Raw genomic sequence first — 26,605 nt, 5'->3', positions numbered from 1 at the left:
TTGAAACAGCAGGAAGACGATGACCAGCAACGATCCGCTTCTCCAGCCCTATCAGCTCAAGCATCTGACGCTGAAGAACCGGGTCATGTCGACCAGCCATGAGCCGGCCTATTCGGAAGACGGCATGCCGAAAGAACGCTACCGCCTCTACCATGCCGAAAAGGCCAAGGGCGGCATGGCACTGACCATGACCGCCGGTTCGGCCATCGTCTCGCGCGACAGTCCGGCCGCCTTCGGCAATCTGCATGTCTATGACGACAGGATCGTGCCGTGGCTGGCTGAGCTTGCGGACGCCTGCCACGAGCATGACTGCAAGGTGATGATCCAGATCACCCATCTCGGCCGCCGCACCGGCTGGAACAAGGCAGACTGGCTGCCGGTGCTCTCGGCCTCGCCGGTGCGCGAGCCGGCGCATCGCGCTTTCCCCAAGACCATCGAGGACTGGGACATGGAGCGCATCGTCGCCGACTATGCCTCGGCCGCCCAGCGCTGCCAGGCCGCAGGCCTCGACGGCATCGAATTCGAGGCTTACGGCCATCTGATCGACGGCTTCTGGTCACCGGCCACCAACCAGCGCGACGATGAGTTCGGCGGCTCGCTCGACAACCGCTTGCGCTTCACCAACATGGTGCTCGATGCCGTGCGCGCCGCGGTCGGCGAGAAATTCGTCGTCGGCATCCGCATGGTCGCCGACGAGGATTTCGAGAAAGGCCTGTCGAAAGAGGAGGGCGTCGAGATCGCCAGGCGGCTGGCCGGTTCCGGCAAGGTCGATTTCCTCAACATCATCCGCGGCTCGATCGAGACCGATGCGGCGCTGACCAGGGTCATCCCGGTGACCGGCATGCGCTCTTCGCCGCATCTCGATTTCGCCGGCGAGGTGAGGGCGGCGACAAAATTCCCGACCTTCCATGCGGCGCGTATTTCCGACGTCGCCACCGCGCGCCACGCCATCGCCACAGGCAAGCTCGACATGGTCGGCATGACCCGTGCCCACATCGCCGATCCGCACATCATCCGCAAGGTGATGGAGGGCCGCGAGCATGAGATACGCCCTTGCGTCGGCGCCACCTATTGTCTCGACCGCATCTACGAAGGCGGCGAAGCGCTGTGCATCCATAATGCGGCGACCGGCCGCGAGGCCAACATTCCGCACATTATCGCTAGGACCGAAGGACCGAAGCGCAACGTCGTCGTCGTCGGCGCCGGCGCCGGCGGGCTGGAGGTTGCACGGGTCGCAGCCGAGAGAGGCCACAAGGTGACGGTGCTCGAAGCGTCGAGCCAGGCCGGCGGCCAAATTCGGCTGGCGACACAGAATCCGCGCCGCAAGGAATTGATCGGCATCGTCGACTGGCGCCTGGCCGAACTCGACCGGCTCGGCGTCGAGATCCGCTATGACACCTGGGCGGAGAAGGATGACGTTCTGGCGCTGTCACCTGACGTGGTGGTGGTCGCCACAGGCGGCCTGCCGCAGAACCCGCCGCTGACGGCGGGCGACAATCTCGTCACTTCGAGCTGGGACATCATGGCCGGCAGCGTCAAGCCGGCGGAAAATGTACTGCTTTTTGACGACAATGGCGGCCATCAGGGCATGGGCGCGGCCGAACTGATCGCCAATGCCGGCTCGAAACTCGAACTTGTCTCGCCCGAGCGCTTCTTTGCCCCGGAAATGGGCGGCATGAACCACGTGCCCTACATGCGCGCCTTCCAGGAAAAGGGCGTCACCATCACCATCAACACGCGGCTGCGGTCGGTGCGGCGCGAAGGCAATCAGCTGGTCGCGGAACTGGCTTCAGATTTCGCCGACGGCTGGCGCGGCGAGCGCAGGGTCGACCAGGTGGTGGTCGAGCACGGCACGCTGCCGCTCGACGATCTCTATTTGTCCCTGAAGCCGCTGTCGAAGAATGGCGGCGCGGTGGACTACGAGCGGCTGGTGAGCGGCGGCGACATCTTTCCTGCACGCAATCCAGAAGCGCGCTTCGTGTTGTTCCGCATCGGCGACGCGGTCGCCTCGCGCAACATCCACGCCGCCATCTATGACGGCATCAGGTTCGGTCTGCGGATCTGAAAATCATCGTCGCGAAATTGGTGGCGCGCGGTCGGACCTGCGTACGAGAGCCCGTGTACGTCGGTCTGACCGCGCGCCCGCACGTCATTGGCTTGTCGCCAGACAACGTACGATTCTGCGAGTTGCTGCGTCTCAGACCATCCTGGCGACGGCCATGCACAGCACGGTAACGACCAGCAGCCACGCGGCAATGCGTTCGCCCGTCGCCATTCTGGCGCGCAGTTGCGTTTCGGTTTCCGCATTCGCGCCGGCAAGCCGCCTGCTGGGCGCCCGGACCATTGCGCCGAGCACACCCGCGGCGGCGAAAGCGGCCATGATGCCAAGCGCCAGCACCATTTCCATCGAGCCGAAATAGGCGCCGTGGAAGAAATACCAGAGCAGCGCTCCGGTCAGGAAAACCATGCCGGCCGCGCCCATCTGCGGTTGGATGAAGCGCTCGGCCCGGATATCGGGATCGCGCGCCAGCGTGATCGTTGTGCCTGCCCAGAAAACACCGGCCATGACGTGAAGGCCGACAACGACGATGTAGACGTACTGCATGCCCGGATCTCCTCTTTCGCCCGCCATTGCCATATAGTTAGATATCTAACGGTTAGGTGTCAATGTATAACCGCAGCCAGTTCCATCGGCCTTTCCCTTGTTCTAGTGTCTGACGATGACGCCCTTTGAACGCCCGCCAGTCGGCATGAATCTCGGCCGCACCGCCAAGCTTGTCGCCCAGGCCTTCGATGCCGCTTTGGTCGAAGCCGGCGGCACGCTGCCTGTCTGGCTCACTCTGCTGTCGGTCAAGTCGAGCACGCTTGCCAACCAGCGCGAGCTTGCCGGTATGATCGGCATCCAGGGCGCGACGTTGACCCATCATCTCAACGCGATGGAGGCGCAGGGCCTGCTGACGCGCCGCCGCGATCCGGTCAACCGCCGGGTTCACCTGGTCGAATTGACCGAGGCGGGGGAAGCGATGTTCGAGACATTGCGCAAGGCTGCGCTTGTCTTCGACAAGCGGCTGCGGGTGGGGTTGCCCGACGAGCGGCTGGCGGAGTTTGCACAGGTGCTGGCAGCCTTGCGGGCCAATGTGGAAAGCTAAGGTGTGTCGATATTCAGGTGATGCCGGCCTGCAAACGCTGGCCTTCTGCGCTTCCGGTGCTCACGTACGAAAAGTACGCTCCGCTCCGGTTCTCGAAAGCCACCGTTTTCGGCTCGGCCTGACCTGAATCTCAACACACCTTAAAGCAGGCGAGGCTTAGTCGTCGTAGCTCTTGATTGCCCCAAAGGTGTAGTGGCGCTGCTTCAGCGCGGTGATCAGGTTGGTAAGCTTCGTCTTGCCATCGAAACTGTCCTGGAACATCTCGTCATGCATCAGCAGGATCAGCTTGCGCGGCTTGACGAAGCGGCCATAGCCGAACAGATGATCGATCTCGCTGACCAGATGGTCGGCGCTCTGCACCGGCTCGCCGCTGTCCTTGTGCACCCATTCGTGGTCCCAGCCGTAGAGATAGAAGCCTGAGGCCGCGACAAACTCATAGTCGGGCTCCTCGCGGCCCTCCTGGGCCAGGCCGAGCGAGGTGTCGTTCTTCGACATCGAGGGCAGCCTGAACACGTCGCGCCCCGGCAGCCGGGCGTGCACCACCGGCTTCAGGCCGAGCACCGCGTTTGCCCGCATCATGTCGGCGACGACGCCTTCGGTGTCGGCGTAGTAATGCTGGTAGCGGTTGTTCGCGTGGCTGTAGCTGTGGTTGCCGAGCGTAACCAGCGGAAGCTGTTTGGCGCGCTGGACGAGCGCCTCGTTGGCGGCGCTCGCTTGCGCATGCATGCCGACCATGAACATGGTCGCCGGAACCTGCTCGGCTTCCAGCACGTCGAGGATGTTGCTGGTGCCGTTCAGCGGGCCATCGTCAAAGGTGAGATAAATGGTTCGATCCGCCCCGTATGCGGGGAACGCAAGGGTCAACAGTGCCACCAGGACAAACCGAAACGGTGTCGTCATCCGCACTATCCGGTTGCGATCACGATAGGCCGCCATGTCCATGACGGGTTGTCAAGGCAAGGCCTACGCCAGGCTTCCCTGCAGCACCGTCAGCTTGGCCTTCTTCGGCATCCGCGCCGTCAGCCATTCCAGCGCCTTGTCGTGCGGCATTGGGAAGGCGATGGAATAGCCCTGCACCTGGTCGCAGCCGATCGCCATCAGCGAATCGAGCTCGGCCTCGGTTTCAGCACCTTCGGCAACGATCGAGATGCCAAGGCCACGCGCCAGCTCGGTGATGGCGCGCACGATCTTCGAGTTGTCGCCATTCTCATGGATGTTCTGGACGAAGCGGCGGTCGATTTTCAGCCGGTCGATCTCGTTCGGGTTGACATGGCTGAGCGAGGCGTAGCCGGTGCCGAAATCATCGAGTTCAAGATGGACGCCGGCGGCCCTGATGTGGCGCAGCTTGGCGGCGATACCGGTCTTCTCGTCATCAAGAATGACGGATTCGACGATTTCCAGCGACAGTTTCTGCGGTGGCAGCCCGGCCTTTTCCAGCGTCTCGAACAGAAACGCATCGAAATCGTGCTCGCGCAGTTCGGTGCCTGAAACGTTGACGGCAAGCCGCCCGAAGGCAATACCGGCGCGGTTCCATTCGGCGGCTTCGTTGATCGCCTTGGTGATGACGATGCGGCCGATCTCCGGCATGAAGCCGCATTTTTCGGCGACCGGAATGAATTCGCCGGGTGCGATCATACCGCGCTCGGCATGGTTCCAGCGCACCAGCGCCTCGATGCCGCTGATCGTGCCGTCGGTCAGCGAGACCTGCGGCTGGAAATAGACCTGGAACGCCCGCTCGGAAATGGCGACCTTGATGTCGTGCTCGAGCTGCTTGCGATAGTCGAGCTCGCGGCGCAACTCCTCGGAGAAGAACGAGAAATTGCCGCCTCCCAGCTTCTTGGCGGAGTAGAGCGCCAGATCGGCGTGGACCAGCAGATCTTGCGCATTGTCGGCATCGATCGGGTAGACGGCGATGCCGGCGCTGGCGCCCGGAAGAATGGTCGTGCCCTGGAAGATGATCGGCTCGTTGATGTGAGCCAGGATGCGCCGCGCCAGCATGTTGATGTCTTCGGTGCCGCCGGCGCCGCCGAGGATCATGACGAACTCGTCGCCGCCCAGCCGTACGCACAGGTCCGATGCCCGGCAGGAATCGCGCATGCGCTGCGCCGTGACGACCAGCACATAGTCGCCGGCGGCGTGGCCGAGCGTATCGTTGATCTGCTTGAACCGGTCGAGGTCGAGCTGGACGACGGCGAGGCGCTCGCGACGCCGTTGCGTGCCCTTGATCAGCGTATCGAAATGGTCGGTTAGGAACGTGCGGTTGTGCAGGCCGGTGAGGCCGTCATGCACCGCGATGAAGGCCATGGAATTGCGCGCGTCGATCAGCTCATGCGTCTTGCGCAAGATGGCGTTCGACATCGGCCTGAAGATGAAGAGCGCGACCAGCACGATGACGCCGAGAGTGGCGTAGAACAGCGTACGATGAAGCGCGAGCAGCTTCTCGGAGCGCTCGTAGGCATCGGCGCTGATGCGCTGGCCAAGTGCTGCGTAGCCCGACAAGGTCGCATTGGCGACAGAGGCATCAAGATTGACGCGCTCGCCGCTGCCCTTGTAGCCGTCACTGGTGCCCGTCAGCTGGGATTCAAAGGATGAAATCAGCCGCTTGCCATTGGCGACAAGGCCTACCGAGAAATAATCGAGATGGAACGGCTTGGCGAACAGCACGCTCTCGATCGATTTCGGGTCCAAACGGGCCGGCGACATCGGGTCGGCATTCGTCCGTTCGAGCAGCAGATCGTAGTTCGTCTCGAACTCCGCCGTCGCCTGCTTGAGCGCACTGACCAGCGCCGGCTGCTTGTCGCGCGATGAAGCGCCCGTTGCACCGGCAAGGAAGACGATGCGCTGCGACAGCGTCTTTTGCGTGCCGACGATGTCGAGCAAGGTGTGGTTGTGCTGTTGGGTGGCCATCATCTGCTGCAGCAGGATGAAGGACGCTATCACCATGGCGGCAATGATCAGCAGGGCCAGCCAGTAGCCAGCCTTGATCAGCAATGTGAGCTTGCCTGAAATGGTTTGCACCGGCTGCTGCGACATGTTCGGGGGCGGCCCTCTCGCCAACGGATTCCTGCTGCGGGGACCATTGGCTTGCAAACGTTAACAGGTGTGGAAATCGACAGCCGGCCGGCAAGGGGGAGACGCGGAAAGATCGTGAAATGGTTATCGGCTCGTTTAGCGCTGTGTCGGCATTTGAGCGGTCGTCGGTCAGCACCATTGTCGTGGCGTCGCTTCTGCGGCCGCATGACGATCCACATCAGGACCGCTTGCCACCGATCCGGTCGTTTTTACGATGGATTTTTCGCGCGGGCCGGACGACAGTCGGCCCACATCGAACGAGGCCCGATCATGACCGCAGCATTTCTCTCTCACATCGACAGCGAACTCGCGGGGCTTAAATCGGCCGGCCTGTATAAATCCGAGCGGGTGATCTCTTCGACCCAGTCGGCGCAGATCGAGGTCGGCGGCCAGAAGGTGCTTAATTTCTGCGCCAACAACTATCTCGGCCTCGCCGACAGCGCCGACCTGCGCGCGGCGGCCAGCCAGGCGCTGGACCGCTACGGCTACGGCATGGCCTCGGTGCGCTTCATCTGCGGCACGCAGGAGGAGCACAAACAGCTCGAGGCGACGATTTCATCCTTCCTCGGCCTGGAGGACACCATCCTCTACGGCTCCTGTTTCGACGCCAATGGCGGCCTGTTCGAGACACTGCTCGGCGAGGATGATGCGATCATTTCCGATGCGCTGAACCACGCCTCGATCATCGACGGCGTGCGGCTGTCGAAGGCAAAACGCTTCCGCTACGCCAACAACGACATGGCCGACCTCGAAGCGCGGTTGAAGGAGGCGAAGGACTGCCGCTTTCGGCTGATCGCCACCGACGGCGTGTTTTCCATGGATGGCATCATCGCCAATCTCAGGGGTGTCTGCGACCTCGCCGACAAATACGATGCCATGGTGATGGTCGACGACAGCCATGCGGTCGGCTTCGTCGGCCAGAACGGCCGTGGCTCGGCCGAGCATTGCGGCGTCGAGGGCAGGGTCGACATCATCACGGGCACGCTCGGCAAGGCGCTCGGCGGCGCATCCGGCGGCTACACCTCAGGCAAAAAACAGGTGGTCGACTGGCTGCGCCAGCGCTCGCGGCCCTATCTCTTTTCCAACACGCTGATGCCGGCGATCGCCGGCGCTTCGATCAAGGTGTTCGACCTGATCCGCAATGGCGACGCCTTGCGCGAGGGCCTATATGCCAATGCGGCGCGGTTCAGGTCACAAATGGGCAAGCTCGGCTTCACGCTGGCCGGGGCCGATCATCCGATCATTCCGGTAATGCTGGGCGACGCGACGCTGGCGCTGGAGATGGCGGCGCGCATGCTGAAGCGCGGCATCTACGTCATCGGCTTTTCCTTCCCGGTGGTGCCGAAGGGCCAGGCGCGCATTCGCACGCAGATGTCGGCGGCGCATTCCAGTGCCGACATCGACCGGGCGGTCGAGGCGTTCGGCGCCGTCGGGCGCGAACTCGGGGTGATTTCCTGAAAGGCCGGAATCGCAAAGCGATTCCGGAACAAGAGATTCAAGGGACAAAAGCATGTCGAACATGATGAAGGCGCTGGTGAAGGCCAAGGCCGAACCGGGCATCTGGATGGAAGAGGTGCCGGTGCCGGAGATCGGCCCCAACGATGTGCTGATCAAGGTGAAGAAGACCGCGATCTGCGGCACCGACGTTCATATCTACAATTGGGACCAGTGGGCTCAAAAGACGGTGCCGGTACCGATGGTCACTGGCCATGAATTCGTCGGCACCGTCGCCGATTTCGGCGCCGCGGTCACCGAATACAAGGTTGGCCAGCGCGTGTCGGGCGAAGGCCACATCGTCTGCGGCCATTGCCGCAACTGCCGCGCGGGCAGGGGGCATCTGTGCCGCAACACGCTCGGCGTCGGCGTCAACCGTCCCGGCGCCTTCGGCGAGTATCTGGCGATCCCGCAGCACAATGTCGTGCCGATCCCCGACGACGTGCCGGACGAGATAGCCGCGATCTTCGATCCCCTCGGCAATGCGGTTCACACCGCTCTGTCCTTCGATCTGGTCGGTGAGGACGTGCTGGTCACCGGCGCCGGGCCGATCGGCATCATGGGCGCGCTGGTGGCGCAATGCGTCGGTGCGCGAAAGGTGGTGATCACCGACATCAACCCGGTGCGGCTGGCGCTGGCCAAAAAGCTTGGCGTGCAGCATGTCGTCGATGCCTCGAAGGAAAAGCTGCGCGACGTCATGCCGATGCTCGGCATGACCGAGGGTTTCGACGTCGGCCTCGAAATGTCGGGCGCCGCCCCCGCCTTCCGCGACATGATCGACACCATGAACAATGGCGGCAAGATCGCCATTCTCGGCATTGCGCCGACCGGCTTCGAGATCGACTGGAACAAGGTCATCTTCAAGATGCTGCATCTCAAGGGCATCTACGGCCGCGAGATGTTCGAGACCTGGTACAAGATGATCGCGCTGGTGCAGGGCCCGCTCGATGTTTCGGGTCTGATCACGCACCGCATCGGCATCGACGACTTTCAGACCGGCTTCGATGCGATGCGCAGCGGCAGTTCCGGCAAGGTGGTGATGGACTGGTAGGTTGCCAGCCCATTGCTTTGTGTGGGGTGCAAGATGGCGGACAACGAGCACGGACGTATCATTGCCTCGCAGGCAAAGATCGCATTGCAACCCTCCGGATTTCGGCGGAAGGGTCAATCGCGAACCTGGATTGCTGATCGTGGTTTCTGGCTAAGTGTCGTCGAGTTTCAACCCAGCTCTTGGTCGAAAGGCTCTTACCTGAACGTAGCGGTTCACTGGCTTTGGGGTTCGTTAAGGCACACATTGACCTTCGATCGCTGTGAGCGCGTCGGCTCGTTCGTTGAGTTCGAGACCCCTGAGCAGTTTCTTCCGTTGGCCGGTCAAATGGCCAGGAAGGCGGCTGAAGTTGACCAGATTCATCAATCGATGTTCGCCTCTTTACCCACAGCAGCTACGACCTTGGTAGACGAATTGAAATCGGGTGAACATGGCGTCTGGGCTGCTTTCCACGCTGGTGTGGCGGCAGGCTTGGCCGGTGATCTCAGCACGGCTAGATTTATGCTTCAGAGCGTACGGGAGCCCGTAGCATCGCGAGCGAAGTCGCTCTTGGCTCACGTCGATGACGCAGTAGCGTTTCGGAGCCAAGTGATGGAGATGATCGAAGCCGAGCGCACTTACTTCAAGTTAGGTGCACCACCAACTGCTATTTAATTTTTGGTCTAGGCCAGGTTTCTTTCGAGCGCAGCCAATCCTTCCGCGATCGCCGCGCGCTCGCCGGCGTTCAGCTTCGCCAGCAACCCCCGCTCGAACGCTTTCGCTAGCGGCACCATCTCGGCATAGGCGGCAAGGCCGGCTTTGGTCAGCGTCAGATGCTCGACGCGGCGGTCGTTTTCATCAGGAGTTCGGGTCAGCCAGCGCCGCCGTTCGAGTTCGGCGACGGCGCGCGACACCTTGGTCTTGTGCATCGCCGATTGCTCGCCGAGTGCTGTCGCGGTCATCGTGCCGTGCTGGCCAAGCCCCGAAAGGGTGCGCCATTCAGGCCGGGTCAGGCCATGGCTGTCCTTGTATATCCCCGCGAATTCCCGGCTGACGGCGTCGGCAAGCCGATAGAGCCGGTAGGGGAGGAAGTTTTCCAGGTCGAGGATTTCCGGTTCCATGTTGCATATCCCGGCGGAAGCATTGGCATTGATAGTTACATTTTCGATGGTTACAAATGAAACCAGTTTGGTCAATTGAGATCCATTCCGGGAGGAAGCAATGGCCTTTTCCTATATGCCGGGCTTCGGCAACGACTTCGAAACCGAGACGCTGCCCGGCTCGTTGCCGCAGGGGCGGAACTCGCCGCAGCGGCCGGCCTATGGCCTCTATGCCGAGCAGCTTTCCGGCTCGCCCTTCACCGCCCCGCGCGGCACCAATGAGCGCTCCTGGCTCTATCGGATCCGGCCGAGCGTCAAGCACACCGGCCGCTTCAAGCCGGCGAACTATCCCTTGTGGAAAAGCGCTCCCAATGTCGGCGACCACAAGCTGGCGCTTGGCCAGTACCGCTGGAACCCGGTGCCGATGCCGAAAGAGCCGACCGATTTCATCGCCGGCATGAGCAGCATAACCACCGCCGGCGACGTGCTCGGGCAAACCGGCATGGCGGCCCACGTCTATGTCGCCAACCGCTCTATGGTCGACGATCATTTCTTCAACGCCGATGGCGAGTTGCTCATTGTGCCGCAGGTCGGCGCTTTGCGCTTCGTCACCGAGATGGGCGTGATCGAGCTTAGGCCCGGCGAGATTGCCGTGCTGCCCCGCGGGCTTGTCTTCAAGGTCGAGCTGGTCGATGCCGAAGTGCGCGGCTATGTCTGCGAGAACTACGGTGCCAAGCTGACGCTGCCGGACCGTGGCCCGATCGGCGCCAATTGCCTGGCCAACCCGCGCGATTTCAAGACGCCTTGCGCCTGGTTCGAGGAGAAGGAAACGCCGTGCCGGCTGATCGTGAAATGGTGCGGAAATTTCCATGTCACCGAGATCGGCCATTCGCCGCTCGATGTCGTGGCCTGGCACGGCAACTACGCGCCCTACAAATATGATCTGGTGACCTTTTCGCCGGTCGGCGCGCTGTTGTTCGACCATCCCGACCCGTCGATCTTCACCGTGCTGACGGCGCCAAGCGGCGAAGAAGGCACCGCCAACATCGACTTCGTCATCTTCCCGCCGCGCTGGCTGGTGGCGGAGGACACGTTCCGTCCGCCTTGGTATCACCGCAACATCATGAGCGAGTTCATGGGGCTGATCCATGGCCAGTACGACGCCAAGGAGGAAGGTTTTGTCCCCGGCGGCATCAGCCTGCACAATCTGATGCTGGCCCATGGGCCGGATGCGCCTGGCTTCGAAAAGGCCTCGCGCGCGGACCTGAAACCGGTCAAGCTCGACAACACCATGGCCTTCATGTTCGAGACCCGTTTTCCGCAGATGTTGACCCGCTATGGCGCCGAACTCGAAACCCGGCAGGACAATTACATCGACTGCTGGGCCGACCTGAAGAAGCGCTTCAACGGCACGCCCGAGGGCGACTGGTCTTGAGCAGCGAGTCCATGCCGGATCGGCTGGTGCTTTTGGGCTCGAAGGGCGGCCCGGCGCTGCGGCCCGGCGGACCGTGGCCGAGCTCGTCGCTGCTGCAGATCGGTGGCCGGACCATTGTCGTCGACTGCGGGCTTGGCGTGACGCGGGCTCTGGTCGATGCCGGCATCACCCTGAAGGCGCTCGACCTGATCTTCATCACGCATCTGCATTCCGACCATGTGCTGGAACTCGGGCCGCTGGTCCACACCGCCTGGACGGCCGGTCTGGCCTCGCCGGTCAGCGTGTTCGGCCCGCCCGGCACCGGCCATTACTGGCGGCGCTTTTGTCAGGCGATGGAATTCGACATCGAGATCCGCATCGTTGACGAGGGCCGGCCGGATATTCGCGAGCTGGTTTCGATCAACGAATTCGCCGAAGGCTTGGTTGTCGAGCAACGGGGCCTCAAGGTTTCAGCTTTGCGGGTCGACCATCCGCCGGTGACCGACTGCTTCGCCCTGCGCTTCGAACATGGCGGGAAAAGCGTGGTGTTCTCCGCCGACACGGCCTTCTTCCCGCCGCTCGCCAATTTTGCCCAAGGCGCCGATATCCTCGTCCACGAAGCCATGCTGGAGGAAGGCATCGAGCGGCTGGTGGCCAAGACCGGTAATGGCGCGCGGCTGAAAGAACATCTGCTCGCCAGCCACAGCTTTGCCGAGGAGGCCGGGCGCATCGCCAGCGATGCCGGCGTGAAGAGGCTGGTGCTCAACCACCTCATTCCGGCCGACGATCCCGGGATCGTCGAGGCCGACTGGATCGCCGCTGTCAGGAAAACATGGGCCGGCGACTTGACGATCGCCCGCGACGGCCTTGTTGTAGAGCTCGCATGATCCCGAAAAGTGGAAACCGGTTTTCGGACAAGATCATGCGTAAAACAAAAATCCAAAGCAGCGAGAAAGCTGCACAAGGAGAGGAAACCGCATGAAGCTTGCCACACTGAAGGACGGGACGCGCGACGGAAAACTCGTCGTCGTCTCGCGCGACCTGACACGCTTCACCGATGCCTCGTTCCTGGTGCGCACGCTGCAGGCGGCGCTCGACGACTGGCACCGCATCGCGCCGCATCTCGCGACAATAGCGGAATCGCTGGAAAACAATGCGATGCCGTCGGAGCGCTTCCACGAGCATGATGCCCATTCGCCGTTGCCGCGTGCCTATCAATGGGCCGATGGCTCGGCCTATGTGAACCATGTCGAGCTGGTGCGGAAGGCGCGCGGGGTCGAGATGCCGGCAAGTTTCTGGACCGACCCGCTGATCTACCAGGGCGGCTCGGATTCCTTCATTGCGCCGCGCGACCCGATCCGCATGGCTGACGAGGCCTTGGGCATCGATATGGAAGGGGAAGTCGCTGTTGTCGTTGACGATGTGCCGATGGACGCCAGCCTCGATGAGGCGCGTGCCGCGATCCGGCTGGTGATGCTGGTCAACGACGTGACGCTGCGCGCACTCACCGGACCGGAACTCGCCAAGGGTTTTGGCTTCTTTCAATCAAAACCCTCCTCGGCCTTTTCGCCGGTGGCGGTGACGCCGGATGAACTGGGCGACGCCTGGGATGGCGGCAAGGTCAGCCTGCCGCTGCTTGCCGACCTCAACGGCAAGCCGTTCGGCCGGGCCAATGCCGGCGTCGACATGACCTTCGATTTTCCGGCGCTGATCGTCCACGCTGCGAAAACGCGGCCACTGGCTGCCGGTACGATCATCGGCTCCGGCACCGTCTCCAACAAGCTCGACGGCGGGCCGGGCAAGCCTGTCTCGGCTGGCGGCGCCGGCTACTCCTGCATCGCCGAACTGCGCATGATCGAGACCATTGTATCAGGCGCACCCAAAACGCCGTTCCTGCGCTTCGGCGACACGGTGCGCATCGAGATGAAGGACAGGACGGGTCATTCGATCTTCGGCGCTATCGAGCAGAAGGTCGAGACATACGAGAGGTGAGGGAATGACGGGGGAGGCATTCTATCTGCTGGCTTGTGTCTGGGCGCTTGCCATGCTGGCGGTGTTCATCCTGGCGATCCGGCTGAGCTATCGCATCGAGGCCCGCTCGCCGGACCTGACCAACCGCAGCGGCTTTCCGCGCAAGGCGATGATGTTCCACACCATCACCAATATGAAAGTCGCGCGGGACAAGGAAACGCAAGCCATGCGGCGGCGCATGAACCGGCTCCTGCTGGTCGTTCTTGCCGGATTTGTGCTTCTGTGGGCAGGCTTGAATCTGGTCCGGTCAATTGGATAAAGCCATGAACCTGCTGGATCATCTGCGCCGCATGGCCGCCAACAATCTCTGGTCGAATGATCGGCTCTATCGCGCCGTATTGTCGCTCAAGCCCGGCGAATTCGCAGCCGAGCGAACCAGCTTCTTTCCCTCTATCAAGGCAACGCTCAACCACATCCTTGCGGTCGATCTTCTCTATCTCGATTTTCTCGAAGAGGGCGGTGTCGGCGCTGCCGCCCATGACGATTTCGTGCCGATCGAGGAGCCACAGGCGTTGTTTGTAGCCCAGGTCGCCGCCGACCGGCGCCTGATCGCTTTTTGCGACCGGCTCTCGGCAGCCGATCTCGATCGGCAGGTTGTCACCGACCGGCGCGAGGACGGCATGATCCCCGAGCGCATCGGCGACATCCTCGCCCATGTCTTCCTGCACGACATCCATCATCGCGGCCAGGTGCATGCAATGCTGTCCGGCACCTCGGTCAAGCCGCCGCAACTCGACGAGTTCCTGCTCGATTATGATGCGAAGTTGAGGAGAGAAGAGGTCGAGCGGTTGGGGCTCGAGATCTGATTTAGGACATGACCCGAAGATGGGTCATGTCCTATCCGCCCGACCTGAACTCTATTCCGCCGCCTGCACCTTGATCACGCCGCGCTTGATCTGGTCCTGCTCGATCGATTCGAACAGCGCTCGGAAATTGCCCTCGCCAAAACCTTCGTCGCCCTTGCGCTGGATGAACTCGAAGAAGATCGGCCCGATCACGGTTTTCGAAAAGATCTGCAGCAGGATCTTGGTCATGCCGCCGTCGACGACGCCTTCGCCGTCGATCAGGATGCCGTGCTTCTTCATGCGCTCGATCGGCTCGTCATGGCCGTTCACGCGGTCATAGGACATGTCGTAATAGGTTTCCGGCGGGCCGGGCATGAACTTCAGCCCGTTTTCGGCCAACTTGTCCGTGGCGGCGTAGATTTCGTCGGTGCCCACCGCAATGTGCTGGATGCCTTCGCCATTGTACTTCTTCAGATACTCGGCGATCTGGCTGGTCTCGTCCTTGGACTCGTTGAGCGGAATGCGGATCTTGCCGCAAGGCGAGGTGATGGCGCGGCTGACCAGCCCGGTGATCTTGCCGTCAATGTCGAAGAAATGGATCTGCTTGAAGCCGAACAAATTGCGGTAGAAATCCCACCATTTGTCCATCTGGCCGCGATAGACATTGTGGGTGAGGTGGTCGAGATAGTAGAAGCCGACGCCTTGCGGCTTCGGGTCGCGTGCGCCCAGCCACTCGAACTCGGCATCATAGACCGAGCCCTTCTTGCTATAGGTCTCGATGAAATAGAGCAGCGAGCCGCCGATGCCGACGATGGCCGGCACGTCGAGCGCCTTGTCGTCGCTTTCGTAAGGGGTAGCGCCCTTGGAGACGGCGTGGTCGAAAGCGTGCTTGGCATCGACCACCCGCCAGGCCATCGAGGCAGCGCAGGGACCGTGCTTGTCGGCGAACTTCATCGCGTGCGAGCCCGGTTCGGCATTGACGACATAGTTGATGTCGCCCTGGCGCCAGACGGTGATGTCTTTCGTGCGGTGCTTGGCCACCGCGACATAGCCCATGCGGGTGAACAGTTCGGCGAGCTTTTCCGGCTCCGGATGCGCGAACTCGACAAACTCGAATCCATCCGTGCCGGCCGGGTTGTCCTTGCTGATCTCAGCGGGCGGGGCGTCGTGCGGGAAGGGACCCATGATATTTCTCCGGAAGCTGGCTCGGCCTGAAAAGGCCCATCTCAAGCCATCATAGCGCGGAGCACGCGCATGGTGCTTGCATTCAAACGCTTGAAATGATCAATTCATGCGTGAAGCGTGCATGATGAAGACTAAATCCATGGATGAGACGCGCATTGATCAGTTTGACCGCAAGATACTGGCGCTTTTGCAGGACGATGCGGGGCTGACCAACAATGATTTGTCGGAGCGGGTGAACCTGTCGGCGTCACAATGCTCGCGCCGCCGCCAGCGGCTCGAGGAGGACGGCTACATCAAGGGTTATCACGCCGTGCTCGACCGCGACAAACTCGGGTTTTCCTTGGTCAACGTCATCTCGGTGACATTGGCCACCCACAACCGCGACAATGCCAGGCGCTTCGGCGAACTGGTGGCGCGGCTGCCCGAGGTGCAGGAGGCGCACGCGCTGACCGGCGAGATGGACTATATCCTGAAAGTGGTGACGCCCGACCTGAAGTCGCTATCGGAGTTCGTCAACGGCGTGCTCTTGCCGCACGAATCCGTTCAGCATGTGAAGACGGCGATCGTGCTCGAAACGCTCAAGGAAACCGGCGCGCTGCCGATTTAGGCAGATTTCGTTCGAAATGCTGAAGAGACAGCGCCCCCTCTGTCCTGCCGGACAGAAGGGGCGTGAAGGATCGCCACCGTGCGAAACTTGATTTCAGCCACTCACCCCTTCGACTGCTGGATCAACCCGTAAAGATTGGTGCAGCGGGCGCCGGAGCGGCAGTAGGCGAAAACCGGGCCGTCGAGCTCGTCCAACGCCTCGGCCTGGTCCTCGACATTCTCGGCCGTGATCTGGCCGCTGATGACGGGGATGTAGCGGAAGGCCAGGCCAGCGGCCTCGACCGCGGCTTTGAGTGTGTCGGCCGAAGGCTGGCCAGGCTGTTCGTCATCGGGCCGGTTGCAGATGACGCTCTTGAAGCCGGCTTCCTTGATGGCGGCGACGTCTTCGGGCTGGATCTGGCCCGAGACCGAATAGTCCTCGCTGATTTCGCGATATTCCATGGCAGCATCCTCGCAATCTGATTTGGCGAGAAGTCTTGCCACTCTCTGATGTGGTCGGCAACTGAATCCTATGCTGCAGCCGGCTGAGCAAGCCGCGCCCGGGCGAAACGCGCCACGACGATTCCGGCGATCACCGCCGCGACAAAGATCGCCGTTTGTGAATAGCCAAGGCCAAGGGCAGGGATGGCACCGCCCGGGCAGAAGCCGGCAATGCCCCAGCCGATGCCGAAGACAGCGGCGCCGCCGACCAGCTCGGTGTCGATGGCACGCTTCGTCGGCAGCGCGAAAGATGGTTCGAACAGCGGCGCCTTGCGGCGGCGGAATATCAGGCGGTAGCCGGCGAAGGCGACCGCCAGTCCGCCACCCATGACGAAGATCAAGCTTGGATCCCAGGTGCCGGCGATATCGAAGAAGTTCAGCACCTTGGCTGGATTGATCATCCCGGACACGGCGATGCCAAGGCCGAAAACCCCACCGATCAGGAATGCCGAGACGAGCTTGTTCACGGGCTCAGCCTCCGATCGCGTGGCGGATGATGAAGACGGTGGCGAAGGCGGCGATCATGAAGGTCGCGACAGCGACGATCGAGCGTGGCGACAGCCTTGCTATGCCGCAAATGCCGTGTCCACTCGGGCAGCCGCCACCGAAATGCACGCCGATGCCGACCAGGAAGCCGCCGACGACAAGTGCCAGCGTCGGCACAGGCACGCTGAAAGCGATGTGTCCGCCGACAATCTGATAGAGAAGCGGCGCTGCCACGGCGCCGGCGAGAAAGGCGGCCCGCCAGCGCCATTCAGGAGAAAGCGGCGGGATGACACCGGTCAGGATGCCGGTCATCCCGGCAATCCGACCGTGCAGCGCCATCAAAAGCACTGCCGACAGGCCAATGAGGGCGCCGCCAAGCAGCGACTGGAAAGGCGTGAAGTCTGTCATGGCAATGCGGCTTTCGATCTGCGGTCGATCCGCATCTTCGCGCGGATGGACATCATAGCGCAGATAGACATTGCCGGCGAAGAATCCAGCTCAAGCTGGCCAGAGCGGAAAAGAAAGGCGGAGAACGGCTCCGCCTTTCGGGGAGGAACCGCGTCAGCTACCGAGGATGGCGCCTTTGATCTGACGGATGTTGTTGTGCATCATGTCGATATAGGTCGAGGCCGGGCCGTCGGGCTGCGACAGCGCGTCCGAATAGAGCGTGCCGCCCACCTTGATGCTGGTCTCGCTGGCGATCTGCTCGATCAGGCGCGGGTTGGTGATGTTTTCGACGAAGATCGCCGCGGCCTTGTCCTGCTTCACCTGAGTGACCAGCTTGGCGACATCGGCGGCGGACGGCTCGGAGTCCGTCGAGATGCCTTGCGGGGCGAGGAAGGTCAGGCCGTATTCGTGCTCGAAATAGCCGAAGGCGTCATGTGAAGTGATGACCACGCGCTTCGCTTCGGGGATCGAGGCGATCGCGGCCTTCACTTCGCCTTCGACCGCGTCGAGCTTCTTGGTGTAGGCGGCGGCATTGGTCTGGTAGCTGACGCAGCCATCGGCATCAGCCGCGCAGAAGGCTTCGGCGATGTTCTTGACGTAGATCTTGGCATTGGCGATCGACTGGAAGGCGTGCGGATCGGTGACCGTCTTGCCGCCGCCGGTGCCCGCACCTTCGGCCGCGTCGGCGTCGGCGAATTCAGGTTTGAAATCGATCGATGTCACGCCCTTGGTCAAGGTGACGATCGAGGCCTTGGTGGCGCTGGCATCGACCAGCCGCTGCAGAAAACCTTCGAAATGCAGGCCGTTGACCAGCACGATGTCGGCCTTGGCCATCGCCACCGCGTCGGCCGGGCTTGGCTCGTAGACATGGGCGTCGCCATCTGGCCCGACGATGGTGGTGACATCGATGCGGTCGCCACCGACATTTTTGGCAAAATCGGCAATGATGGTGAAGCTGGCGACCACTTTCAGCGGTGCCGCAAAGGCCGGCGATGCGCCCATGGCAGTTAATGTTATAACACTCATCGCCAGTGCGGCGCGGATCGATTTCAGCATGGGCGGGTCTCCTTTTCGGGGCTTTTAGGGGCGGGTTGGGGATCAGGCCGTTCTGTGACGGTGATGGATGATGCGGGCGCGTAGAATGCCGCGCGTGCCAAACAGGATCGAGGCGAAATAGACGACGCCGGCCGACAGGATGATGGCCGGGCCGGACGGCAGCGACGCGTGATAGGACATAAGCAGCCCGGCGATGCAGGAGGCAAAGCCGATCAGCACCGCCAGCACGCACATCGGCTCGACGCGCACGGTCCAGAAACGGGCGGCGGCGGCCGGCAGCATCATCAGCCCGACCGATAGAAGCGTGCCGAGTGCCTGGAAGCCGCCGACGAGGTTGAGCACGACGAGGCCGAGGAAGATGAAATGCACCGGGCTGCCGAGCCGGCTGACCGAGCGCAGGAACAGCGGATCGAGGCATTCGGCGACCAGCGCCCGCCAGAAGATGGCGAGGCTGACCAAAGTCACAGCCACGATGCCGCCGATCAGCGTCAGCGCTTCGTCGTTGAGCGCCAGCACGGTGCCGAACAGCACATGCATGAGATCGACGCTGGAGCCGCGGATCGACACCATCAAAACGCCGATGGCGAGCGAAATGAGATAGAAGGCCGCCATCGAGGCGTCTTCGCGCTGGATGGTGAAGCGGGAGACGGCGCCGGCACCGAGCGCCACGATGACGCCGGCGATCAGGCCGCCGATGGTCATCGGCAAAATCTCCAGCCCGTAGAACAAGAAACCGGCGGCGGCACCTGGCAGGATGGCATGCGCCATGGCGTCGCCGGACAGGCTCATGCGCCGCAGCATCAGGAAGACGCCAACCGGGCAGGCGCCGAGCGACAGCATCAGCGAACCGATCAGCGCTCGCTGCATGAAACCGAAATCGGCAAAGGGCGCGATGAAAAGACCGTAAAGCGTGTCCATCAGGCGGCCCTCGGTCCGGCGCCGTGGTGATGCTCATGATCATGATCATGAGCATGGCCATGATGGTCGTGGTCATGAGTATGCTCGTCTGGCTCGCACCAGGGCGCATTCTCTTCCCAGGCTTCGTGGAAGCGGCGGGCGCGCAACAGGTTCTCCGGCTTCAGCGTTTCCCTGGTCTCGCCCCAGGCAATCGGCTGGCGGGCAAGCAGCAGCGTTTCGGGGAAATTCTGGCGCACCAGATCCAGATCGTGGACGACGACCATGATGGTGCGCTCCTCGCCATGCCAATGCTTGATCAATGCGATCAGGTCGCCGACCGTCTTGGCGTCGACAGCATTGAACGGCTCGTCGAGCAGGATGAGGTCGGCATCCTGCAGCAAGACACGCGCAAACAGCGTGCGTTGCAACTGGCCGCCTGACAGCGTGTCGATCGGCCGCTTTTCGAAGCCGCCGAGGCCGACGGCCATCAGCGCCTGGCTGACGGAATCGCGATCTTCCCTGGTATGGCGGCCGAGCAGGCCGCGCCGTGGCCACAGGCCAAGCGAGACCAGGTCAACCACCCGCGCCGGAAAGGAGCGGTCGAGTTCCGATTGCTGCGGCAGATAGGCCGCACGCACGCCAGGCGCGCGGATCACCTCGCCGGCCATCGGCTTCAGGACGCCGACAATGCCTTTCATCAGCGTCGATTTGCCGGAGCCGTTGGCGCCGACCACGGCAGTCAGCGAGCCTTTGCGAATCGTGCCGTCAAGATGATGGATCGCCGGGTGGCTGCCGTAGCCAAGCGTCAGGTCTCGGAAGGTCAGGCAGGTATTTGTCATTCTGCGATCCGTGGGGGCAGCGAAATCCGGCTGTTGGCAGCGGCCGATTGGATATGTGATGTTATTACATTAGTCAACAAGCCAATCGGGCGGAATTGCGGCTGCCGGGTCAACTTGCCGTGTCTGGACATCATACGCGGTTGGCCCAAGGGGATTCGCCAAGGGATTGGTTGCGCGACCTTGCCCGGAGCCGGCCGCAACTCTAAAGAAGCGCGACCACAAAGGAAGGAACCCTCCCATGAGCATTCGTCGCATCGATGTTGGCCCGCGCATGAGCCAGATCGTCATCCACGGCAACACCGTCTATCTGGCCGGCCAGGTTGGTCAGCCGAGCGGCAACGTCGCCTCGCAGACCAGGGATATCCTGGCGGCTATCGACGAACTGCTGGCCAAGGCTGGTTCGGACAAGACCAAGATCCTGCAGGCGATCATCTGGCTGGCCGACATGGGCACCTTTGCCGAGATGAACGCGGAATGGGACAAGTGGGTGCCGCAAGGCAACACGCCAGCCCGCGCCACCGGCGAGGCAAAGCTCGCCGGACCGGAATATCTGGTCGAGATTATTGTTACAGCGGCGATTTGAGGCGCGGCCGGATGAGGGGTGTTGGAAGGATCGCTACGTCGAAGTATTAAACATCTAAAATCGTTCGATATTCTAATGTTTCATTCCTTCCAGCACCCCTCATCCGTCTCGGCGCTAAAGCGCCGATCCACCTTCTCCCACAAGGGGAGAAGGTGTGGTGCTACCCCTGCGACGGCCTGAATCGCGCCACCAGCGTGTGGCTGTCGGCCGCGTAGGTGAAGCGCACATGGGTGACCGGATGTTCGGCGCTCCATGTCCGACGCTCGACCACCAGACAAGGTGCGCCGGTTGCGATGTAGAGCGCCGCGGCGATCCGCTTGTCGGCGCCAACCGCACGGATGCGATGCTCGGCCTCGCTCCACGGCACGCGGCCGATCAGCCACGGGCTGGGTGCGATGGCCAGGAATTCCTCGTCGACCGCTTCAGGCACGGCGGCCAGGTTGATCAGCCGCTGCTCATGCGCGAACGGCCGCTTGCCGGCGAAATGCCGGCATTCCAGTGCCAGCACCGGCCCAGCGGCGCCGAGCTCCAGCAAGGCGCGGTCCTCGGCGTCGCTGCGCCTTTTGTGCCGCGCCACGCGCTCGTAGCGATAAGGCAGGCCGAGTGCTTCGACCTCGACCCGGATGTCATGGATCTCCAGCACTGCCGCTTGCGACTGCGGTTGGCGGACAAAACTGCCGGAGCGCCGCCGCCGCTCGATCAGCCCCGCCTTGGCAAGTTGCGACAGCGCCTTGTTCACCGTCATGCGCGAGCAATTGTATTGCGCGCTCAGTTCGTGCTCGAACGGGATGCGATGGCCGGGCGCCCAGGCACCGGAAAGGATCTTTTCGCTGATGTCGGACAGGATGCGCTGGTGCAGCGAGACGCCGCCTTCCGCATCCGCTGTCTCGATCACGCTCATGCCGAAAGCGCCGTCATCACGCTGCGAAACCGATCGGTGATGGCCTCGCGCCTTGCATGCCGGCCGCCGCTGACCTGTTTGTTGCCATGCACCCAGACGCAGTCGACCTTGCTGCCATTGGCGAAGATCCAGGCATCGAGGATCGCGTCACCGGTCTTGCCGGCCAGCGAGGGATTGCCGGCGTCGAGGGAGACGAGATCGGCGGATGCGCCGGCGGCGATTTGCGAGGCGCCTGCCCCAAGGGCGACACTGCCGCCGTCGAGCGCGGCATCGAACAGCGCACGGCCGGTCGAGCCGCCGGCCACAGCCAGCACATTGCGGGCGCGATGGGCGAGGCGTTGCGAATATTCGAGCTGGCGCAACTCGTCGGGCAGGCCGACCAGCACGTTGGAATCGGAGCCGACGCCGAAGCGGCCGCCATGCTCTCTGAACAGCGGCGCTGCAAAAGTGCCGTCACCGAGATTGGCCTCGGTGATCGGACAAAGGCCGGCGATCGCTCCACTCCTGGCCATCCCGACCGTTTCCGCGTCGGTCATGTGGGTGGCGTGGATCAGACACCAGCGTTGGTCTACTTTCGCGTTGGCCAGCAGGAATTCCACCGGCCGCGCGCCCGACCAGGCAAGGCAATCCTCGACTTCCTTCACCTGCTCGGCGACGTGGATATGGATTGGCCCATCCGGCGCCATGGCGGCCACCTCAGTCAATTCCTCAGGTGTCGCAGCGCGCAAACTGTGCGGAGCAACGCCGACGACAGCCTGATTCAACGCACGAACCGATTCGCGGCATTTCTCAACAAGCCTGGAGAACCGATTCACATCGTTGATGAAACGCCGTTGACCTTCGTTTGGCGCAGCGCCTCCGAAAGACGAGTGCGCGTAGAACACCGGCAGCAGCGTCAGGCCGATGCCCGTTTTGCCGGCCGCGGCCGCGATTCGTTCGGCCATCTCGGCAAGGTTGGCATAGGGTTTTCCGTCGCGGTCGTGATGCAGATAGTGAAATTCGCCAACGCGCGAAAAACCGGCCTCCAGCATCTCGACATAGAGCTGCGCGGCAACCGCCTCGACCTGGTCGGGCGTCATCGACAGGGCGAAGCGGTACATCACCTCGCGCCAGCTCCAGAAACTGTCGGCGGAAGGGCCGCGAAGCTCGGCCAATCCGGCCATGCCGCGCTGGAAGGCATGGCCGTGCAAATTGGGCATGCCGGGCAGCAGGATCGCGTGGCGTTCGTCGCCGGCCACGGCGGTGGCTGCCGGCTCGACGGTCGTTATGCGCCCATTGGCCAAGGTGATCCGCACATCGCTGTGCCAGCCATTGGGAAGGAGCGCCTGTTCCGCGAAGATATCAGTCACTTTTCTCTCCGGTTCCCTGTCTCGTATGCGATGATGGCACTTGCAGTGCGTTTCAATATGTATATACATAATCGCCACCGATTGAAACGGAAAAGATGATGGCTGCAGAGAGCAAAAGCTGGGCAGGGGGTCTTCGTCTATGGCGCAATGCGCGTCTGGCGACCATGGCCGAGGGTTCTGCCGGACTTGGCGTCGTCGCACACGGCGCCGTCGCCGCGCATGACGGCCGCATTGTCTACGCCGGTCCCGAGTCGGGGATGCCCGCAACGCTGGCCCAAGGCGCCGAGACGATCGATTGCGAGGGGCGCTGGATCACGCCCGGCCTGATCGACTGCCATACCCATCTGGTCCATGCCGGCAACCGCGCCAACGAGTTCGAGATGCGGCTGGCCGGCGCCACCTATGAAGAGGTCGCCAGGGCCGGCGGCGGCATTGTCTCCTCGGTCAAATCCTTGCGTGCCGCCAGCGAAGACGATCTGGTCGCGCAATCGCTGCCGCGTCTCGATGCACTGATCGCCGAGGGCGTCACCACCGTCGAGATCAAGTCGGGTTATGGGCTCGATCTGGAAAACGAAAAGAAGTCGCTGCGTGCCGCACGGCGGTTGGGCGGTGAGCGGTCGGTGACGATCCGCACAAGCTTCCTCGGCGCCCACGCACTGCCGCCGGAAGCCAAGGGCGACAAGGACGCCTTTATCGATCTGGTCGCAAAAGAAATTCTTCCGGCGGTTGCCGCCGAGGGGCTGGCCGATGCCGTCGACGGTTTTTGCGAGGGCATTGCTTTTTCCCCGGAGCAGATGACGCGCGTCTTCGATGCCGCCAAGGCGGCAGGCTTGCCGGTCAAGCTCCATGCCGACCAGCTGTCCAATTTGCATGGCGCCGAACTTGCCGCGCGCTATGGTGCGCTGTCGGCCGATCATCTCGAATACACCGATGAGGCGGGCGCCGCGGCAATGGCAAAGGCCGGAACCGTGGCGACGATCCTGCCCGGCGCCTACTACTTCATTCGTGAAACCAAGAAGCCACCGGTCGGCCTGTTTCGCCAGCACGGCGTCAAAATGGCTGTCGCCACCGACAACAATCCCGGCACCTCGCCGCTGACCTCGCTGCTTCTAACCATGAACATGGCGGCGACCTTGTTTGGCCTGACCGTCGACGAATGCCTGGCCGGCGTCACCCGCGAGGCCGCCCGCGCGCTCGGCCTGCTGGGACAAACGGGTACGCTGGAAGCCGGAAAATCCGCCGATCTGGCGATCTGGAACATCGAGCGCCCCGCCGAACTCGTCTACCGCATGGGCTTCAACCCGCTGCATGCCCGCATCTGGAGAGGACAATGACCGAACTGACCCTGAAGCCCGGCAATGCGACGCTGGCAGACTGGCGCGCCATCTACCGTGGCGCCGTGCCCAAGCTTGACGACGCCTGCCGGCCAAAAATCAAGGCGAGCGCCGAGGCCGTCGCAAGGATCGTCGCCAAGGGCGAGCCGGTCTATGGCATCAACACCGGCTTCGGCAAACTCGCCAGCGTCCGCATCCCCACCGGGGACCTCGAGACCTTGCAGCGCAACATCGTGCTGTCGCATGCCGCCGGCGTCGGCGAGCCGATGCCGGTCGCTGTTTGCAGGCTGATGATGGCGCTGAAGCTGGCCAGCCTGGCGCAGGGCGCCTCCGGCGTGCGGCCGCAGACCATCGAGTTGCTCGAAGCGATGCTGGCCAACGACGTCATCCCGGTGGTGCCGGCGCAAGGCTCGGTCGGCGCCTCCGGCGACCTTGCCCCGCTGTCGCATATGACGGCGGTGATGATCGGCGTCGGCGAATGCTTCACCCCGCACGGCCGCTTCCCGGCCAAAGTCGCCTTTGTCTCGCACGGGCTGGAGCCAGTGACGCTCGGCGCCAAGGAAGGTCTGGCACTGCTCAATGGCACGCAGTTTTCGACGGCCTATGCGCTCGCAGCCTTGTTCGAGGCAGAAGTGCTCTACCAGTCGGCGCTGGTCGCCGGCGCCTTGTCGACCGACGCGGCAAAGGGCTCCGACGCTCCCTTCGATCCGCGCATCCATGCGCTGAGAAAGCATCGCGGCCAGATCGAGACGGCGGACGCGCTGCGCAATCTGATGGCCGGCAGCGCCATTCGCGAATCGCACCGGGTTGGCGACGAGCGCGTGCAGGATCCCTATTGCCTGCGCTGCCAGCCGCAGGTCATGGGCGCGGCACTCACCGTTCTGCGCCAGGCGGCGGACACGCTCGGCACCGAGGCCAATGGCGTCACCGACAATCCGCTGATTTTCGCCGAGGACGATACCGCACTTTCCGGCGGCAATTTTCACGCCGAGCCGGTCGCCTTCGCCGCCGACATGATTGCGCTCGCGGTCTGCGAGATCGGCTCGCTGTCTGAACGCCGCATCGCCATGCTGGTCGATCCCGCGCTGTCCGGCATGCCGGCATTTCTCACGCCGAAGCCCGGCTTGAATTCCGGTTTCATGATCCCGCAGGTGACGGCGGCGGCCCTCGTTTCCGAGAACAAGCAGAAAGCCTATCCGGCCAGCGTCGATTCCATCCCGACCTCGGCCAACCAGGAAGACCACGTTTCGATGGCGGCGCATGGCGCGCGCCGGCTGATCGGCATGGTCGAGAATGCGACGGCGGTGATCGGCATCGAATTGCTGGCCGCCGCGCAAGGCTGCGATTTCCATGCGCCGCTGGCGTCGAGCGCTGCCCTGGAAGCGGTGCGTAAGCTGGTCCGGGCCGAGGTGCCGCATCTCGACAATGACCGCCATTTCCATCCTGATATGGAAAAAGCCATCGCCATGGTGCGCAGTGGTGCGACCATCAAGGCAGCGAGCGCAGTGGCGCTGCCGTCGATTTCGGGAACTGCATGATGACCGCACCCTCCTGGCTCACCGTCACGCCCGGCACAGCTCCGCTGCTGGTGTCGATCCCGCATACCGGCATCGACCTCGCCGGCCTCGACAACCGGCTGGTGTCGCCCTGGCTCGGTCGCCGCGACTGCGACTGGTGGATCGACAAGCTGTATGACTTCGCTGGCGATCTTGGCGCGACCGTCGTTCATACGGCGATTTCGCGCACCGTCATCGACGTCAACCGTGATCCGTCCGGAGCGTCGCTTTATCCCGGCCAGGCAACCACTGGCCTGTGCCCGACCGAAACCTTCGATGGCGATCCGCTCTACCGCGAAGGCGAAGAGCCAGGACCGTCGGAGATCGACGAACGCCGTGAGAAATTCTTCACGCCGTATCATGCCGCCTTGCAGGCCGAGATCGGCCGCTTGCGTGGGCTGCACGAAAAGATCGTCATCTATGATTGCCACTCGATCCGCTCGGTCCTGCCGCGTCTGTTCGAAGGCACGCTGCCGGTGTTCAATCTCGGCACCAACGACGGCAAGAGCGCCGATCCGGCCTTGCAGGCGATGGTCGGCCAGATCATGGCCGAAACCAGCGAGACCTTTGTCGTCAACGGCCGCTTCAAGGGTGGCTGGATCACGCGTCATTTCGGCCAGCCGCAACAGGGTGTCCATGCGCTGCAGATGGAACTCTCCAACCGCGGCTACATGCGTGAGCCCGAGGGAAAGGGCACGCCCGATAATTGGCCGGTTCCCTACGATGCTGAGTTTGCAGCACCGATCCGCGCCACGCTGCGGAAAATCCTTGAGAGCGCAACATCTTGGGCGCGCGTCTGACATTCGATCCTTTT

At 62.8% G+C, this 26,605-nt stretch carries 28 protein-coding genes; 15 read left to right on the top strand and 13 right to left on the bottom strand.

Features of this window, described 5'->3' with window-relative positions; translation table 11 throughout:
• Nucleotides 1-19: 19 nt before the first annotated feature.
• Nucleotides 20-2,065, top strand: a complete 2,046-nt coding sequence (locus B5V02_RS20020) for an oxidoreductase (RefSeq protein ID WP_111545846.1) — start codon at nucleotides 20-22, stop codon at nucleotides 2,063-2,065.
• 132 nt (nucleotides 2,066-2,197) lie between these two features.
• Here B5V02_RS20020 and B5V02_RS20015 read toward each other — a convergent pair whose 3' ends face one another.
• Entirely contained in the window at nucleotides 2,198-2,605 is a 408-nt protein-coding gene (locus B5V02_RS20015) for a hypothetical protein (protein ID WP_111545918.1), read from the bottom strand.
• A 115-nt stretch (nucleotides 2,606-2,720) separates the two neighbouring features.
• On the opposite strand from B5V02_RS20015, the gene B5V02_RS20010 reads away from it, so the two are divergent.
• Nucleotides 2,721-3,149, top strand: a complete 429-nt coding sequence (locus tag B5V02_RS20010) for a MarR family winged helix-turn-helix transcriptional regulator (RefSeq protein WP_111545845.1) — start codon at nucleotides 2,721-2,723, stop codon at nucleotides 3,147-3,149.
• A gap of 156 nt (nucleotides 3,150-3,305) precedes the next feature.
• On the opposite strand, the gene B5V02_RS20005 is transcribed toward B5V02_RS20010, so the two are convergent.
• Both B5V02_RS20005 and B5V02_RS20000 read right to left on the bottom strand, forming a co-directional pair.
• A complete protein-coding gene (locus tag B5V02_RS20005) occupies nucleotides 3,306-4,049 on the bottom strand; it encodes a polysaccharide deacetylase family protein (RefSeq protein WP_111545917.1) in 744 nt (247 codons plus the stop codon).
• A 63-nt stretch (nucleotides 4,050-4,112) separates the two neighbouring features.
• Nucleotides 4,113-6,182, bottom strand: a complete 2,070-nt coding sequence (locus B5V02_RS20000; protein ID WP_111545844.1) for a putative bifunctional diguanylate cyclase/phosphodiesterase — start codon at nucleotides 6,180-6,182, stop codon at nucleotides 4,113-4,115.
• 309 nt (nucleotides 6,183-6,491) lie between these two features.
• On the opposite strand from B5V02_RS20000, the gene B5V02_RS19995 reads away from it, so the two are divergent.
• From B5V02_RS19995 to B5V02_RS19985, 3 genes are read left to right on the top strand one after another with little or no spacing between them, the layout of a single operon-like run.
• Nucleotides 6,492-7,679, top strand: a complete 1,188-nt coding sequence (locus B5V02_RS19995; RefSeq protein WP_111545916.1) for a glycine C-acetyltransferase — start codon at nucleotides 6,492-6,494, stop codon at nucleotides 7,677-7,679.
• Between the two features lie 52 nt (nucleotides 7,680-7,731).
• Entirely contained in the window at nucleotides 7,732-8,766 is a 1,035-nt protein-coding gene (gene tdh, locus B5V02_RS19990; RefSeq protein ID WP_111545843.1) for an L-threonine 3-dehydrogenase, read from the top strand.
• A gap of 33 nt (nucleotides 8,767-8,799) precedes the next feature.
• Nucleotides 8,800-9,417, top strand: a complete 618-nt coding sequence (locus B5V02_RS19985) for a DUF4304 domain-containing protein (RefSeq protein ID WP_111545842.1) — start codon at nucleotides 8,800-8,802, stop codon at nucleotides 9,415-9,417.
• Nucleotides 9,418-9,425: 8 nt separating this feature from the next.
• Here B5V02_RS19985 and B5V02_RS19980 read toward each other — a convergent pair whose 3' ends face one another.
• The gene (locus B5V02_RS19980) at nucleotides 9,426-9,863 is read right to left on the bottom strand and encodes a MarR family winged helix-turn-helix transcriptional regulator (protein ID WP_111545915.1); all 438 of its coding nucleotides are present in this window, start codon (nucleotides 9,861-9,863) and stop codon (nucleotides 9,426-9,428) included.
• A gap of 100 nt (nucleotides 9,864-9,963) precedes the next feature.
• Between B5V02_RS19980 and hmgA the strand changes: the two genes are divergently transcribed.
• From hmgA to B5V02_RS19955, 5 genes are all read left to right on the top strand, one after another.
• Nucleotides 9,964-11,277: a homogentisate 1,2-dioxygenase gene (gene hmgA, locus B5V02_RS19975; protein ID WP_111545841.1), complete on the top strand. Its 1,314-nt coding sequence runs from the start codon at nucleotides 9,964-9,966 to the stop codon at nucleotides 11,275-11,277.
• 11 nt (nucleotides 11,278-11,288) lie between these two features.
• Nucleotides 11,289-12,143, top strand: coding sequence for an MBL fold metallo-hydrolase (locus B5V02_RS19970; RefSeq protein WP_167458577.1), 855 nt, complete (start codon nucleotides 11,289-11,291; stop codon nucleotides 12,141-12,143).
• Nucleotides 12,144-12,234: 91 nt separating this feature from the next.
• Nucleotides 12,235-13,248: a fumarylacetoacetate hydrolase family protein gene (locus B5V02_RS19965; RefSeq protein ID WP_111545839.1), complete on the top strand. Its 1,014-nt coding sequence runs from the start codon at nucleotides 12,235-12,237 to the stop codon at nucleotides 13,246-13,248.
• Between the two features lie 4 nt (nucleotides 13,249-13,252).
• Complete coding sequence (locus B5V02_RS19960; RefSeq protein ID WP_111545838.1) at nucleotides 13,253-13,546, top strand: hypothetical protein; 294 nt, start codon at nucleotides 13,253-13,255, stop codon at nucleotides 13,544-13,546.
• A gap of 4 nt (nucleotides 13,547-13,550) precedes the next feature.
• On the top strand, nucleotides 13,551-14,093 hold the full coding sequence (locus B5V02_RS19955) for a DinB family protein (RefSeq protein ID WP_111545837.1): 543 nt from the start codon (nucleotides 13,551-13,553) through the stop codon (nucleotides 14,091-14,093).
• A 51-nt stretch (nucleotides 14,094-14,144) separates the two neighbouring features.
• Here the strand turns inward: B5V02_RS19955 and hppD are convergent, their stop codons facing one another.
• Entirely contained in the window at nucleotides 14,145-15,257 is a 1,113-nt protein-coding gene (gene hppD, locus B5V02_RS19950; RefSeq protein WP_111545836.1) for a 4-hydroxyphenylpyruvate dioxygenase, read from the bottom strand.
• A 139-nt stretch (nucleotides 15,258-15,396) separates the two neighbouring features.
• On the opposite strand from hppD, the gene B5V02_RS19945 reads away from it, so the two are divergent.
• Entirely contained in the window at nucleotides 15,397-15,864 is a 468-nt protein-coding gene (locus B5V02_RS19945) for an Lrp/AsnC family transcriptional regulator (RefSeq protein WP_111545835.1), read from the top strand.
• Between the two features lie 101 nt (nucleotides 15,865-15,965).
• Here B5V02_RS19945 and B5V02_RS19940 read toward each other — a convergent pair whose 3' ends face one another.
• The 6 genes from B5V02_RS19940 to aztA form a co-directional block, all read right to left on the bottom strand.
• Nucleotides 15,966-16,304 (bottom strand): protein tyrosine phosphatase family protein, encoded by a 339-nt coding sequence (locus B5V02_RS19940; RefSeq protein WP_111545834.1) that lies wholly within the window; start codon nucleotides 16,302-16,304, stop codon nucleotides 15,966-15,968.
• 68 nt (nucleotides 16,305-16,372) lie between these two features.
• Nucleotides 16,373-16,810 carry a DUF6691 family protein gene (locus B5V02_RS19935; RefSeq protein ID WP_111545833.1) on the bottom strand — a complete coding sequence of 146 codons (438 nt, stop codon included), beginning with the start codon at nucleotides 16,808-16,810 and terminating at the stop codon, nucleotides 16,373-16,375.
• 4 nt (nucleotides 16,811-16,814) lie between these two features.
• Nucleotides 16,815-17,237, bottom strand: coding sequence for a YeeE/YedE family protein (locus tag B5V02_RS19930; protein ID WP_111545832.1), 423 nt, complete (start codon nucleotides 17,235-17,237; stop codon nucleotides 16,815-16,817).
• 153 nt (nucleotides 17,238-17,390) lie between these two features.
• Nucleotides 17,391-18,332, bottom strand: coding sequence for a zinc ABC transporter substrate-binding protein AztC (aztC, locus tag B5V02_RS19925; RefSeq protein ID WP_111545831.1), 942 nt, complete (start codon nucleotides 18,330-18,332; stop codon nucleotides 17,391-17,393).
• A gap of 42 nt (nucleotides 18,333-18,374) precedes the next feature.
• A complete protein-coding gene (gene aztB, locus B5V02_RS19920) occupies nucleotides 18,375-19,250 on the bottom strand; it encodes a zinc ABC transporter permease AztB (protein WP_111545830.1) in 876 nt (291 codons plus the stop codon).
• On the bottom strand, nucleotides 19,250-20,068 hold the full coding sequence (gene aztA, locus B5V02_RS19915) for a zinc ABC transporter ATP-binding protein AztA (RefSeq protein ID WP_111545829.1): 819 nt from the start codon (nucleotides 20,066-20,068) through the stop codon (nucleotides 19,250-19,252). The genes aztB and aztA overlap by 1 nt, the downstream gene beginning before the upstream one ends.
• 238 nt (nucleotides 20,069-20,306) lie before the next feature.
• On the opposite strand from aztA, the gene B5V02_RS19910 reads away from it, so the two are divergent.
• On the top strand, nucleotides 20,307-20,651 hold the full coding sequence (locus tag B5V02_RS19910; RefSeq protein ID WP_111545828.1) for a RidA family protein: 345 nt from the start codon (nucleotides 20,307-20,309) through the stop codon (nucleotides 20,649-20,651).
• A 160-nt stretch (nucleotides 20,652-20,811) separates the two neighbouring features.
• On the opposite strand, the gene hutC is transcribed toward B5V02_RS19910, so the two are convergent.
• Together hutC and B5V02_RS19900 are read right to left on the bottom strand one after the other, a co-directional pair.
• Nucleotides 20,812-21,552 (bottom strand): histidine utilization transcriptional repressor HutC, encoded by a 741-nt coding sequence (gene hutC / locus B5V02_RS19905; protein WP_111545827.1) that lies wholly within the window; start codon nucleotides 21,550-21,552, stop codon nucleotides 20,812-20,814.
• Complete coding sequence (locus B5V02_RS19900) at nucleotides 21,549-22,901, bottom strand: formimidoylglutamate deiminase (RefSeq protein WP_111545826.1); 1,353 nt, start codon at nucleotides 22,899-22,901, stop codon at nucleotides 21,549-21,551. The genes hutC and B5V02_RS19900 overlap by 4 nt, the downstream gene beginning before the upstream one ends.
• Before the next feature lie 98 nt (nucleotides 22,902-22,999).
• Here B5V02_RS19900 and hutI point away from each other — a divergent pair, with 98 nt between their 5' ends.
• Genes hutI through hutG form a run of 3 tightly spaced genes read left to right on the top strand, consistent with a single transcriptional unit; the run spans nucleotide 23,000 to nucleotide 26,591 of the window.
• Nucleotides 23,000-24,235 carry an imidazolonepropionase gene (hutI, locus tag B5V02_RS19895; protein WP_111545914.1) on the top strand — a complete coding sequence of 412 codons (1,236 nt, stop codon included), beginning with the start codon at nucleotides 23,000-23,002 and terminating at the stop codon, nucleotides 24,233-24,235.
• Nucleotides 24,232-25,773, top strand: coding sequence for a histidine ammonia-lyase (gene hutH, locus B5V02_RS19890; protein WP_111545825.1), 1,542 nt, complete (start codon nucleotides 24,232-24,234; stop codon nucleotides 25,771-25,773). The genes hutI and hutH overlap by 4 nt, the downstream gene beginning before the upstream one ends.
• Entirely contained in the window at nucleotides 25,773-26,591 is an 819-nt protein-coding gene (hutG, locus tag B5V02_RS19885; protein WP_378925293.1) for an N-formylglutamate deformylase, read from the top strand. The genes hutH and hutG overlap by 1 nt, the downstream gene beginning before the upstream one ends.
• Nucleotides 26,592-26,605: the final 14 nt, after the last annotated feature.

This window comes from Mesorhizobium kowhaii, from assembly GCF_003253745.1.
GTDB lineage: Bacteria > Pseudomonadota > Alphaproteobacteria > Rhizobiales > Rhizobiaceae > Mesorhizobium > Mesorhizobium kowhaii.
This window is presented reverse-complemented; position numbering and strand designations above follow the sequence as displayed.